A 12,505-nucleotide genomic window follows, 5' to 3' on the forward strand; every position below is an offset into this window, starting at 1 on the left:
GCGCCGCCCCGCCCCGCGAACCTGAGCCCCCGTCCCGCGAGACCGGGCTCCGCCAAGAGCCTCCGGCACGTGAGACCGGCTATGCCCGCCCCGGCGACACCTCGTCCCGCCGCGGCGGGTCTTCGCCATGGCTGCCCGACTTCAGCTCCGGCCGCGACAACGAGTCCCTCTACGCCCCTGCCCACCCTGACACCCGTCAGAACCCCGGACCACCCGCCCAGGACCACACGACCGGCGGAGACACCACACCGCACACCCGCCCCGAACCGCAGGAGCGGGAGGCGTGGCACGAGCCGCCGCACACCCGCCCCGAACCACAGGAACAGCACGCGCGGCAGGAACGGCCCTCACAAGAAGCGCCCACGCAGCAGGTACGGCCCGAGCCGCAGGAACGGCCCATGCCACAGACGCCACCTGCCGCCACCCCTCTTACCGCGACCGAGCAGCCTGCCGCCACTCCGGTCACCGCAAGCGAGCAGCCTGCCACGAGCCTGCCCCACGCCTACGAGCCATCACCGGCCGCCGGGCCTGCAGCAGCGCCAGAAGCACCGGCAGCAGGGCTCGAATCACCGCCGGCGACGCCAGAAGCGGCAGAAACCGCCGGGGCGGCAGCCACCTCCACACCAGCGGACACCGAGCCAACACCTGCCGCCAAGACACCGCCGACTCCGCGAGCGACCCTCAGCACAAACCCCGCCACTCAACCCACCACCACCAACCCAGCCACATCCACCAGCACCACATCCGGCCCGACCCCGACTGCCACGCCCAGCCCGAGCGAGACCGGCGTGTCCGGCCCGGCCGCTGCCCGGCCTGTTGCGGCGTCGCCCGCAGATGTCGCGACCGGCACCGAAACGGCCGCCACGCGGGACGCGGCGCCGAGCGTGGCCGCAAGCCCGGCACCAACAGCGCCCGCAGCCGCGTCACCCGGCACGGCCGAGGCGGTCGCCGAACCGAGCACCACCGCAACGGCACCCGGCGCTGAGTCGAGCACCACCGCGCCCACTTCGACAGCGCCCACCTCCACGGCGCCCTCCGCCGTTGAGTCTTCCGTCGTGAACACGTCCGGCCCCTCGACCGCCCCGCGGCCGACGGCGGACGTCACGACCGAGACCGCCACCCAGCCCGCGGCCAACGCGGAGCCCGAAACACCGGATGCGAAGCCTCAGACGGCTCCCGCGCAGGCCCAGTCCGAAACGGCGACACCGGCACACGCCCAGGCCGAAACCGTGGCAGCCCGACGGGCCCAGACCGAGACCGCGCCGGCCGCGCAGAGCCAGACCGCGACCGCGGCAGTCGCACACGCCCAGACCGAGACGGCGCCAACCCCACAGGCCCAGCCTGAGACCGTGGCAGCCCCACAGGCCCAGACCGGGAACGTGGCACCCGCACACGCCCAGACCGAGACCGCGCCGACCGAGCGTGAGACGGTGGCAACCGCGCAGGCGACGCCCGCAGCGGTGGAAACCCCTGCCGCAATCGCCGAGGCGACCAAGGACGCCGAAGCTCACGCACCGGTCTCGGCACAGGCGGCCAGCGCAGCTCAGGCCCAGGCGCCGAATGCGACTGAGGCGCAGACGCCCAAGGCAGAGGCCACCGAGGCGGACGCCGGTTCGCCTGCCGATGCTCCGAAGGCTGCGGACGTCAAGACGGCCACCCCCGGAGACACCGAGGCGTCAGAGCCTGCCAAGGTCGTAGCAGAGGCCTCCGCACCCGACCAGAGCATCACCAAGCAGACCAAGGCCGAGCAGACCGAAACCAAGGCATCCGAGCCCACGCAGACTGGCACGAAGCAGCCCGTGGCTGAGCGGGCCGATGCTGAGCAGTCCGAGCCCGCGCAAGTCGGCACGAAGCAGTCGGAGCCTCGGCAGGCCGAGACCAAGCGGTCTGAGCCGGGTCGGGCCGAGACGAAGACCTCCGAGTCCGAGCAGCCCGTGCGGGAGACCAAGCGGTCCGAGCCCGAGCAGCCCGAAACGAAGCAGGCGGAGGCCGAGCAGCCGGAGAAGAAGCGGTCGGAGCCGGAGCAGCCCGTGCGGGAGGCCAAGCCGCCGGCGCCCAAGCCCAAGCCCGTCCCTGCGGCGACCAAGGTTCCGGCGGCGCGGCCAGGCAAGGACGACGCCAAGGAGGACCCGGCGGTGCCGGTGCCGTCCCCGCCTCCTGCCCCGGCCCGCCAAGGACGCAAGAGCTCAAGGGGCCGCCGGGCTTCGGTCCCGACCTGGGACGAGATCATGTTCGGCGCCCGCCGCCAGGACTGACCGCTCCAGCCACCAGAACTCAGTCATCACGACGGCGTACGTGCATGTCCAGCCGCGTCGGGCATGCACAACCCACTCCGGCAGGAGACAAACCAGAGCCGCGCCGCTCGTACCGCAGAAAGAGAACCCGAGCCGCGCGGCCCACCTCACACAAGACGACCCATATGATGTGGCCCACCCCTCAGGAGGCCCGCGCGGGCACCGCTCAGCCCGCAAGAGGCCGCCCGCGCGGCGCCGCAGACACCGCGGGAAGACGAGCCACGCCACTCCGCAAGGGAACAGCCGGCACCGGCGCCGCTCACCCCGACGAGAAACCACCCACACGGGCACGGCCCACCCCGCAAGGGAACAACCCGCGCAAGCACCGCTCACCCCGACAAGAAACCACCCACACGGGCACGGCCAACTCCATACGAGGCCACCCGTGCGGCGCTGGTTCACAACAACAGGAGATCAGCCCGCACGGGGATGGATCACTCGGTTGGGGACGGCTGGGGGTGGGCTGGGGGTGGTTGGAGGAAGGGGGCGAGCCAGTCCGGGGTTACCTCGGCGGGGAACTGCGCCGCCTGGGCCTCTGAGACGTCGAGCGCCGAGTAGCCCCCCTTTCCGGCACCGACCCCGGCGATCAGCGTCAGCACCCCGGCGCGCCGCTGGAACCAGGTCTGCCGCAACCGCCACCCCACCACGGCCCGGCGTTCGATGACGGCGTGGGAGCGCCGCAACGACCCCGACCGTACGGCCAGCCGTACGCCGTCGTAGCCGTGCCCCAGCGACGCGTATCTGTCGAGCCCCAGCGGAACGCCCACACCTGCCAGGAGCAGCGCCGCCACCACCAGGATCCACCACGGTGACGCACCGGTGGCCCAGGCCGCCAGAGCGCTCACCCCGGCGAGCACGAGCCAAGGGAAGACGGCGCGGAACAGGCGGCGGTTGCGGGCCGCGGGCGGGTGGCTGCGGAGGTCGGCGCGGTAGGGGCCGATCGCGTTCGCAGCCACCTGGAAGGCCACCGTACGTGGCACGTCGGGCAGCAACTGCCCTCTCGTCTGTGAATCACCGAGGCCGGTCACGATGGCCCAGACGCGGACGACATTGGCCCATCGCTCGACGAGGCCGTCCACGATCTCGTAGCCACGCACCCGCCCGGACTCCAGCGACACGCTGCGCCGGTTGATCAGACCCCGTTCGGCCACGAGGTAGCCGTCGCGGCGTTTGAGCAGGAAGTTCCAGTTGAAGACCGCGTACATCAGTCCGCCCAGGAACGGCATCGCCACCACCAGCAGCACCGCCACGGCCAGCAACAGATAGGGATGTGCCCAGAGCCACTCCCCCAGGCTCCAGGCCGCGTCCTGCCCGAACCCCAGCTCGTCCCCCCACTGGAACGCCAGCCCCACGGCCCCGCCGACCAGGGCGAACGGCGTGAGCAGGTACGCGCCGGACAGCGGCCCGTACAGCAACCACCTGCGGGGCACGCGGATGAGCTCCTGCTCGGAGGGCCCTGCGGCGGCGGCGGGCGCGTGCGCCTGGGCCTGGGAGCGGGCGGCGCGGTGCAGGAGCAGCGACTTGAGGCGTTCGGCCTCCTCCAGCGTGACCCCGTCGAGCTCGGCCTCCTCGTCGCCGCCGCTCGCCCCCGTGTCGATCTTGAGTACGGACAGGCCGAGCAGCCGGTGCATGGGCGGCGTGGACACGTCGACGCCCCGGATGCGCTCCAGCGGGATGGTCCGGACCGAGCGGCTGATCAGGGATCGCTTGGTCTCCAGCCGGTCGCCGACGATCTCGTACGTGAAGGTGGCCCACCTGATGATCGCGAACACCACGGTGCCGACCACGCCGACCGCCGCCCAGCCGTACGACCTGGCCGAGAAACCGCCCACGAACAGCACGCCGACGAGGGGCAGCAGGAGAGAGGGCAGCATGCGTACCGGATCGATGAGCAGCACCTTCGGACTCAGCCGCAGCGGCGCCCTGACCGGCGGCGGAGGACCTCCTGGTGGCCCGCCAGGCCCGGCGCCGGACGGAGGGAAGGGCGGCGGCGGAGGGGCACTCCCATCAAAGGGACCGCCTGGCGGAGGGGCGCTCCCATCAGAGGGGCCGCTGTGCGGGGAGGCACTCTCGCCGGAGGGGCCGCCGTGCGGAGAGGAGGGGCCGTGGTGGGGAGGGATCATGTCGCGTCGTCCCTGAGTGCCTCCGCGCGGTGCGCGAGCTCCTCCGCCAGCCGCGCCGCCACCAGGTAGTCGAGGCCCTTGATCGTCGAGGAGCCGGCATGGGACGCGGTACGGATCTCGAGCGTGGCCAGCCCGAGCAGCCGCTCCATCCACCCTTGCCCCTTGTCGACCGTCTGGATGCGGCTCACGGGCACGAACACCCACTCCCTGGTCAGGAACCCCGACCTGGCGTAGACGACGTCACCTGAGAGCTCCCAGCGATGCACGGCATAGCGTACGAACGGCTCGGCCACCAGGAACGGCAGGACCACCACCACGACGGCCACCGGCAGCGACCAGGAGTTGTCGGCGAACCAGCCGGGCACCCACGCCCATCCGCTCCCGCCGACCCACCGCGACACCAGCAGCGAGCCGCCCAGGAAGAACGCGAACGCGACCAGCGCCTCGAGCAGCCACAGACGGACGGCCTTGGGCGAGACGCGGTTCGCCGGATCGCGCAGCGGGCCTGTTGACGTCACAAGGCCAGCTTAGGGCGCGAAACCCGGAAGGTGATCTGCCGGCGGACGGCAAAGATCCGCCGGCCGCCCCGGCGTGTCTGCCGACGGCCCGCTCACCCACGGTGCGATGCTCGGTGGCGGCCGGCCGCAGGCTGTCGAGCTTGGCCACGTCGGCGGCGCCACGTTCGTGCCAGCCAGGCCCGGCCAGCGCGGGACCGCACCGCAGCGCGAGCGCCTCACGCAACGTGGCAGCCGCCGTCCACCAGGGCCCCGTACGCCTCACACCCCGAACGCCTCACGGCCCCGGCCGCATCCACGGCCCCGTCCGCCCACGGCGGCCGTCCGATGACCCGCGAGCGGGCCCTCCGAAGTGGCCGCGCGGGCGGCCGTGCGTCGTACATCTCGCGGCGAGCTGGCGCACCTGATTTTCGCGGGGGCCCACAACCGAAAAGGTGTCCGATTTGTCGGAAGACCGTACGAGATCCCGCCGCCTGTCCCCACACGGCTAAGCACCAGGCCAGAAAGGGTCCCCCGGTACGGCGTGATTCGGGTCCGCGGACCGGCGGCGGCCACGCATGTGGCCAAGCTCACTACCCGGATGCCACGATTCCGGATGGTTTCGGATCCTTTACCTGCCACCGACCATCGAGAAACGGTCTGCGCACCGCCGGGAGCCGCGTAGCATCGTCCGGCATGGGGCTGTGCAATACGGCATCACGGATGCGACGCATCGCCGTCGGTGTGACGGTGGTGGCCGCCGCGTTCGCGTTGTCGGGTTGCGGCAGCCTCGTCGGCAGATCCCAGGCCATGGACATCGCGGAGATCAACGTCTCGAGCCCGGAGTTGCGCGAGGGCAAAGCGCTGCCGCGCGATTACTCCTGCGAGGGCACCGAGGGCAGCCCGCCGCTGCGCTGGTCGAGTCAACCGCTGTCCCAGGCGAAGTCGATCGCGATCGTGGTCGATTCCCATACATCATCAGAATCGGCCGTGCACTGGGTGCTCTACAACATCCCGGCCACCACGACCGAGCTGGGCCCCAACGCCGCCGAGGACCCCCCAGAGGGAGCCGGGCAGGCGACGGTGACCAGTGGCAAGAAGGGCTACGAGCCCCCATGCAAGGACCGCGGTAACTACCGCTTCACCGTCTACACGCTCAACGGCAAGGTCGACCTCCGCGAGGGCGCCCCCCTCCCCGAGATCCTGAAGGAGATCGCGGACAAGACCATCGCCCGTGGCCGCCTCACCGCTGTGAACATCCAGTGAGAGGCCGATCACTGCAGGTAGTACGGTGTACCAATTCTTCACTTAGGGTGTGACAACGCTCATAGTGGTCCGACACAATCAGATCCAATTGTTAGGTACTGGTGATCAAAGGGGGCAGGTCGCGTCGATGGCCGCGCGATCTCACCGGTGCCGAAGAGAGGCCAAGGCTTTGAGGGTGGTGCAATGATCCCGGTCGTCGTGAGCTTGGTCGCTGTCGTGCTCCTCGTGCTTGTCGTCGTGGCACTGGGCATGCGTTCCATGAACCGCCGGGAGAGCTCTCTCCCTCCGGAACGGCTGAAGGAGATGGCCGAGAAGGAGGAGACGAGACATGCTCGTTCCACCGATGAGTTCGCCGCGCACGAACCGCGAATGAACAATTTCAGTCCAGACTTCACCCCGATTGACCAGCCCAAGGCACCCAAACCGGTGCGCACCGGTCAGCGTGGCAAGCGTGGCGTCGACGAGTGGGGTAACCCGACCTCGGACGACGAGGACGAGGAGTTCTGGGCCAACATCCGCAGTGACGCGGAGGAGGGCGGTTTCGGCGCCGGGGGCACGGTGGCGGCCAGGAAGGGCGCCTCCCGCCCCGTGGAGCGCGAGCGGCCCGCCGCCGAGCGGCCGGCGGAGCGACCCGCCGAGCAGCCCGTGCGACCCGAGCAACCCGCGCAGCCCGCCGAGCGCAGGAAGGAACGGCCCGCCACGCGGCGGTCGGAGCGCCGCGCCAAGCCGCAGCCCGTGGCCGCGACCGCCGATCCCAACGCGACCACCGTCCAGGCCCCGCTGCCGCAGCGCCCGGTCCCGGCCGCCGCGGCGGCCGGTCTCGCCGATCTGGTCGAGCCCGCCAAGCGCGCCCCCGCCCAGTCCGAGCTGGCCGACCAGCGGACCGTGACGTTCGCGGCGCCGACGGGCGACGTGATGAGCATCCTCGGCGCCGGCGCCCAGCCGGTCCCCTCGCCGCGCCCCGACCCGCTGTCTTCCGGCAACTCGTTCCCCGCGGCGGGCGGCGGCTACCCCGCCTCCCCGGCCAACGGCACCGGCTCCTTCCCCGCGACGTCCAGCGGCTCCTTCCCGGCCGCCGCCCCGACCACCAACGGCGGCTCGTTCCCGGCCACCGGCCCGAACAGCAGCGGCTCGTTCCCCGCCGCGCCGCCCGCGCCGATCCACGGCGCCCCGACGAGCGACCCGTTCCCCGCCTACAACGGCGCGGCAGACCCGCTCGACACCACCTGGACCAACCAGCCCGCCGCGACGACGTCCGGCTCCTGGGCCGCCGCCGCCTCGCCCGACATCCTCGACGACCCGGTGCCCTCCTCCCCCTCGTATGCCTCGGGGAGTTCCTGGCCGGCTTTCGAGGAGCCCGCCGCACGCTCCTCCTTCCCCAGCTCGTACGAAGTGCGCTCCGGCTGGGCGGTGGCCGACGACTCAGACCCGCTGACGGGCCCACTGACCGGCCCGCTCACCGGCCCTTCCCCGGCCCACGGCACGCCGACCGTGCCCGGCCGGGCGGTCGGTGGCTACGACGACATCCTGTCGGCCCCGGCACCGCAGTCCTCGATGGCGTACGAGACGGGCGACGTCACCTCGAGCCCCGCGGCCCCCGGCTGGCCGGAGCCGCCCGCGGGCGGGCCCGGGGGCGCAGGCTGGCCCGCGCCCGCGCCCGCGTACGGCGGCCAGGAGCAGGCCAACGGCGCGGGCAACCACCGGCGCTCTCAGGAGCAGGACTACCCCCACGACTATTACCGCTGATCACATCGCTGATCATTGGCCCCATTAATGGGTAAAACCCGCGTGGGGCAGCACTAAAGCGGGGTCGACGGAGCAATAGGGTTTCTTCCATGTTCCGCGACACGCAGCGTAGCTGGCTGAGCACCCTCCGCCATGATGTGCCGGCCTCTCTCGTGGTTTTCCTGGTCGCGGTGCCCCTCTCTCTGGGCATCGCGATGGCCTCAGGGGCTCCCCTGGCCGCCGGGCTGATCGCCGCCGTGGTCGGCGGGATCGTCGCGGGCGCGCTGGGCGGCTCGGCCGTGCAGGTGAGCGGCCCAGCCGCCGGGTTGTCCCTCGTGGTGGTGGACCTGGTGCAGACGTACGGGTGGCGCGCCACGTGCATGATCACCCTGATGGCGGGAGCCGTACAGCTGGTGCTGGGGGTGTTCAAGGCGGCCAGGGCGGCGCTCGCGGTGTCGCCGGCGGTGATCCACGGCATGCTGGCGGCCGTCGGCGTGATCATCGCGCTCTCCCAGCTCCACGTCGTGCTGGGCGGCAGCTCCCAGCGCTCGGCCATCGCCAACCTGATCGAACTACCCGGGCAGATCGCCGATCTGCACGGCCACAAGGTCGCGGTCGGCCTGCTGACGATCTCGGTGCTGGCGCTGTGGACGCGGCTGCCGAAGAAGGTCAAGGCGGTGCCGGCGCCGCTGGCCGCGCTGCTCGCGGCGGCGATCACGGCGTGGATGTTCAACTGGGACGTCACGCGCGTGGATCTGTCGGACAGCGTCACCGAGTGGGCGTTCCCGGTGCTGCCGCAGGGCGACTGGCATCTGGTCGTGGCGGCGGTGCTGCTCGTGGCGCTGCTGGCCGGCTGCGAGTCCCTGCTGTGCTCGGTGGCGATCGACGGCATGCACGGCGGCCGCCGCGCCAACCTCGACCAGGAGTTGTCCGGCCAGGGCGTCGCGAACATGGTGGCCGGCGCGCTGGGCGGCCTGCCCGTGGCCGGGGTCATCGTACGAAGCTCCGCGAACGTGCAGGCCGGCGGGCGTACTCGCTGCTCGACGATCTTGCACGGGGTGTGGGTGCTGGTGTTCGCGCTCGGGTTCGGGTGGTCCATCAGGTTGATCCCGCTGGAGGCGCTGGCGGCGTTGCTGGTGTTCATCGGCGTGCAGATGGTGAACCTCGGTCACATCAGGAAGGTGCACGGCCACGGCGAGGTGCCCGTCTACCTGGTGACGATGGCGGCGGTGATCCTGCTCGGGCTCGCCGAGGGGGTGCTGGCCGGCCTGGCCCTGGCCGCGCTGCTGGCGTTGCGCCGCCTGACCTGGGTGACCGTGCTGAAGCGCGAGGGAATCGACGGCCGGCTGCACGTGACGATCTCTGGCTCGCTGACGTTCCTGGGGGTGCCCAGGCTGACCCACGAGCTGCGGACGATCGCCGCGGGCACCCCCGTCGACCTCGACCTGAACATCGACTTCATGGACAACGGCGCCTTCGAGGCCATCCACTCGTGGCGGCTGCACCACGAGCGCATGGGCGGCACGGTCGACATCGACGAACTGCACGACGAGTGGTACGCGCTGGCGGCCAACGGGGTGCGCATGTTCCCGGTCAAGTCGCCGCCCCAGGCGCCGGACCGGTGGTGGCTGCCGTGGGCGCACCGGCGCCGCCCGCTCCAGGTGGAGCTTCCCACCGACACCGCGGCGCGGCCCGAGTGCCAGCTCACCGCGGGAGCGCGCGAGTACCACCGCCGTACGGCACCGCTCGTGAAGCCCATTTTCACCGAACTGGCGCGCAAACAGCAGCCGTCACACCTGTTCATCACGTGCGCGGACTCCAGGATCGTGCCCAGCTTGATCACCGCCAGCGGCCCCGGCGACCTGTTCACGGTGCGCAACATCGGCAATCTGGTGCCGCGCAGGGGCACCGAGCCGCACGACGACTCGGTGGTGGCGGCGATCGAGTACGCCACGCAGGTGCTCGGGGTGCACACGATCACGGTGTGCGGCCATTCGGGCTGCGGCGCGATGGCGGGCGTGCTCAGCGGAGGCGTGCAGGCGGGCAGCCTGCCGGGGCTGAGGCGGTGGCTGCGGCACGGGAACCACAGCCTGGCCACGTTCATCGAGACCGAGGGCGACCGGCTGCACAGCGGTGCTCTGGACGTGCTCTGCCGGGTGAACGTGCAGCAGCAGTTGGAGAACCTGCGCACCTACCGCAAGGTCGACGAGCAGATCAGGGCGGGCAAGCTGGAACTGGTGGGGCTGTACTTCGACATCGGGTCCGCGCGGGTCCACATGGTCCCGCCGCTGCGTCCCACCCTCTCCGTGAAGAGGTTCGATCAGCGGGTGACCGCCGGCGAAGAAATGACCGGCCATCCCGGCCGCGTGGGCGGGCCGATCTGAGTAATCCTCCACAGACCGGGCGTCGCGTGCGGGGTTAGGGTCACGGTGCCAGCGAGATGCTCCCGGTGCATCTCGTGACGCCGGTCCTGACTCCCAGGGGCCGGAGGGGCGGAGGCCTGGACGCCTCCGCCCCTCTCCCATCGGCCTGCGTGACACGAAACCAGGCCAGGACGGGTACTGGGGTCGGCCATCTAGTTGTATATACAGATAGTGCTATCGTGGCGTGTGTGGACAAGCGACCTGAGGACTTCGCGCCCCGCTACTACGTGATCGAGCAGGCGCTGCGCGCCCGGGTGGCGGCGGCGCGGCCCGGCGACGCGCTGCCGTCCGAGTCGGAGCTGAGCGAGGAGTTCGCCGTCAGCAGGATGACCGCGCGCGCGGCCGTGCAACGCCTGGTCGCCGACGGGCTGGTCCATCGCAGGCCGGGTCGTGGCTCGTTCGTGGCCGTCCCGGCGGACAGCCGGCGGGCCGAGAGCCTGGTGCGCTTCAGCGAGGAGACCCGACGCCGCGGCCAGGTCCCCTCCTCCCTCCTGCTGTCGGCCACCATGCGGGCGGCGGACGCGCGGGAGGCCGATCGGCTGCGGCTGGCCAGGCGTGGACGGGTGGTGGTCGTCGAACGGGTCCGGCTCGCCGACGACGTGCCCGTGGCACTGGAGCAGGCGGCGTTTCCCGGGGCGCTGAAGGGCCTGCTCGACTCCGATCTGCGCCACGGTTCGCTGCATGCCGAGCTGATCAGGCTCGGCCGGATCCCGTCACGGGGACACGCCAAGATCAGCGCGGCCGTGGCGGACGAGCGCGAGGCCGCGGCCCTGGCCGTGCCTGTGGGCGCGCCCCTGCTGGTCGAGCACCGCCTGATTCTCGACCAGCACGACCACCCCCTGGAGCTCACCGACTCCCGCTACGTCGCCGCCCGCTACACGCTCGACGTCGCCTTCACCGTCGAATCCCCACCGGCAAAGGACCTACCCTCATGAGCAACCTGCCCACCGTCGCCGAAGTCGCCCAGATGATCGACCACTCCCTCCTGCGCCCGGAGCTGGCCCTGGACGACGTACTCGCCGGATGTGATCTGGCCGCCGAGTACGCCGTCGCCTCCGTGTGCGTCAAACCGGCAGATGTCGAAGCGGCCGTCGAGCGCCTGGCGGGGACCGGCGTGCTGGTGGGCACCGTGGTCGGCTTCCCGCACGGCTCGGCCACCGCACGCGTCAAGGCCGCCGAGGCGCGGGCCGCGCTGTCGGAGGGCGCGCGTGAGCTGGACATGGTGCTGAACATCGGCCGGCTCCGCGGCGGCCAGGACGATGTCGTGCTCGACGACATCAGGGCGGTCGTCGAGGCCGCGCCCGGGGCGGTGGTGAAGGTCATCTTCGAGAACGCCTACCTGACCGACGCCGAGAAGATCAGGGCCTGCCGCCTGAGCGAACAGGCCGGCGCCGGCTACGTCAAGACCTCGACCGGCTTCGCCCCCTCCGGCGCGACTCTGGCAGACGTAAGACTGATGCGAGCCAACGTCACCGACCGCGTACGGGTCAAGGCCGCCGGCGGGGTGCGCACACTGGACGTGCTGCTGGAGATGACAGCAGCAGGGGCCAGCCGATTCGGCGCCACGACCACCGCCGCCATGCTCGACGAACTGGCCGCCCGACGCGCAGGTCGGGGAATCCGGGGGTCGTGTGCGTAGTACGCGACCGCGTTGGTCACCACCGCGAAAACGCTGGGCGCCTCGCCGGTCAGCAGGGGTTGGGGGACGAGCCGGCCTGTAGGCCGGGTTCTGTTCCTTCGTGCGAAGTCGGGGCGTGACCTGGGGAAACCTATCGACCGGAAGACCTCAGATAGGCCCTCAGACGGAGCTATAGCGGAGCGGAGACGGAGCCAGAGGCGGAGTCATAGCGATGCCAGCCCGGAGCCAAGAGGGATAGCCAGAGTGTTGAACATGTTCTCGATCGCACCTCGGCCAAGGTCATCGGAATCAGGGAAGAGATGACCGTAGGTGTCCATGGTCTCTGCGATCGTGGCGTGGCCTAGGCGAGACTGGATGACCTTCGGGTTGAGGTTGGCTGCGATGAGGCTCGACGCGTAGAAGTGCCTGAGGTCGTGGGTGCGCCGTGAGGCGCTGTGAGTTGAGTGGAGGTGAAAGACCTTCACCGCTGACCCTGTCGCAGCAGGGAGGCGGAGCTGAGGGCAGCCTGATCCGGGTGGTGCCGGGGAGGGTGGGAGCAGCC

10 protein-coding genes are annotated in these 12,505 nt (G+C 71.2%); 6 read left to right on the top strand and 4 right to left on the bottom strand.

Features of this window, described 5'->3' with window-relative positions:
* Positions 1–700: 700 nt before the first annotated feature.
* Positions 701–1,063: a hypothetical protein gene (locus ITP53_RS60765; RefSeq protein WP_195902297.1), complete on the bottom strand. Its 363-nt coding sequence runs from the start codon at positions 1,061–1,063 to the stop codon at positions 701–703.
* Positions 1,064–1,349: 286 nt separating this feature from the next.
* Here ITP53_RS60765 and ITP53_RS48735 point away from each other — a divergent pair, with 286 nt between their 5' ends.
* Complete coding sequence (locus ITP53_RS48735) at positions 1,350–2,255, top strand: prolipoprotein diacylglyceryl transferase (RefSeq protein WP_195902298.1); 906 nt, start codon at positions 1,350–1,352, stop codon at positions 2,253–2,255.
* Positions 2,256–2,728: 473 nt separating this feature from the next.
* On the opposite strand, the gene ITP53_RS48740 is transcribed toward ITP53_RS48735, so the two are convergent.
* Positions 2,729–4,192, bottom strand: coding sequence for a PH domain-containing protein (locus ITP53_RS48740; RefSeq protein WP_195902299.1), 1,464 nt, complete (start codon positions 4,190–4,192; stop codon positions 2,729–2,731).
* A 221-nt stretch (positions 4,193–4,413) separates the two neighbouring features.
* Positions 4,414–4,935, bottom strand: a complete 522-nt coding sequence (locus ITP53_RS48745; protein WP_328818254.1) for a PH domain-containing protein — start codon at positions 4,933–4,935, stop codon at positions 4,414–4,416.
* A 699-nt stretch (positions 4,936–5,634) separates the two neighbouring features.
* On the opposite strand from ITP53_RS48745, the gene ITP53_RS48750 reads away from it, so the two are divergent.
* The 5 genes from ITP53_RS48750 to deoC all read left to right on the top strand — a co-directional run bounded on the left by ITP53_RS48750 (position 5,635) and on the right by deoC (position 11,964).
* Entirely contained in the window at positions 5,635–6,177 is a 543-nt protein-coding gene (locus ITP53_RS48750; RefSeq protein WP_236052027.1) for a YbhB/YbcL family Raf kinase inhibitor-like protein, read from the top strand.
* Between the two features lie 198 nt (positions 6,178–6,375).
* Entirely contained in the window at positions 6,376–7,923 is a 1,548-nt protein-coding gene (locus ITP53_RS48755; protein ID WP_195902301.1) for a hypothetical protein, read from the top strand.
* Between the two features lie 89 nt (positions 7,924–8,012).
* Positions 8,013–10,286: a SulP family inorganic anion transporter gene (locus ITP53_RS48760; protein WP_195902302.1), complete on the top strand. Its 2,274-nt coding sequence runs from the start codon at positions 8,013–8,015 to the stop codon at positions 10,284–10,286.
* A 227-nt stretch (positions 10,287–10,513) separates the two neighbouring features.
* The gene (locus tag ITP53_RS48765) at positions 10,514–11,260 is read left to right on the top strand and encodes a GntR family transcriptional regulator (protein WP_207757502.1); all 747 of its coding nucleotides are present in this window, start codon (positions 10,514–10,516) and stop codon (positions 11,258–11,260) included.
* Positions 11,257–11,964 (top strand): deoxyribose-phosphate aldolase, encoded by a 708-nt coding sequence (gene deoC, locus ITP53_RS48770; RefSeq protein ID WP_195902304.1) that lies wholly within the window; start codon positions 11,257–11,259, stop codon positions 11,962–11,964. Before ITP53_RS48765 ends, deoC begins: the two co-directional genes overlap by 4 nt.
* Before the next feature lie 203 nt (positions 11,965–12,167).
* On the opposite strand, the gene ITP53_RS48775 is transcribed toward deoC, so the two are convergent.
* Positions 12,168–12,505: tyrosine-type recombinase/integrase (locus tag ITP53_RS48775; protein ID WP_195902305.1), on the bottom strand; the 338-nt coding region annotated here is incomplete at its 5' end.

Origin of the sequence: Nonomuraea cypriaca (assembly GCF_015645445.1) — a bacterium.
Classification (GTDB): domain Bacteria; phylum Actinomycetota; class Actinomycetes; order Streptosporangiales; family Streptosporangiaceae; genus Nonomuraea; species Nonomuraea cypriaca.

What these genes read in the sequence shown, in the direction of transcription:
- ITP53_RS48750 (WP_236052027.1), top strand. Translation starts at nt 5,635, where the DNA reads ATGCGACGCATCGCCGTCGGTGTGACGGTGGTGGCCGCCGCGTTCGCG.
- ITP53_RS48760 (WP_195902302.1), top strand. Translation starts at nt 8,013, where the DNA reads ATGTTCCGCGACACGCAGCGTAGCTGGCTGAGCACCCTCCGCCATGAT.
- deoC (WP_195902304.1), top strand. Translation starts at nt 11,257, where the DNA reads ATGAGCAACCTGCCCACCGTCGCCGAAGTCGCCCAGATGATCGACCAC.